This window comes from Domibacillus sp. 8LH (genome assembly GCF_038806185.1).
Classification (GTDB): Bacteria; Bacillota; Bacilli; order Bacillales; family Domibacillaceae; genus Domibacillus; species Domibacillus indicus_A.
This window is the reverse complement of the sequence record NZ_JAVJNG010000198.1, coordinates 1-260: the sequence shown is the minus strand read 5'-3', so window position 1 is coordinate 260 and position 260 is coordinate 1. Positions and strand designations below refer to the sequence as shown.

General features: G+C 52.7%; 2 tRNA genes. Both read left to right on the top strand.

Features of this window, described 5'->3' with window-relative positions:
• Positions 1–83 precede the first annotated feature (83 nt).
• Positions 84–157: transfer RNA gene (locus RG959_RS24415), tRNA-Trp, on the top strand.
• A gap of 30 nt (positions 158–187) precedes the next feature.
• Positions 188–260 (top strand) — tRNA-His (locus tag RG959_RS24410).

Here is a 260-nt window from a genome sequence, read left to right as displayed (position 1 = left end):
GCGAAGTGGCTAAACGCGGCGGACTGTAAATCCGCTCCTTCGGGTTCGGCAGTTCGAATCTGCCCCCCTCCACCAGTTTATACAGGGGCATAGTTTAACGGTAGAACAGAGGTCTCCAAAACCTCCGGTGTGGGTTCGATTCCTACTGCCCCTGCCAATTCGATCAATTTTATAAAATTTTATTATGGCGGTCGTGGCGAAGTGGTTAACGCATCGGATTGTGGCTCCGACATTCGGGGGTTCGATTCCCCTCGATCGCC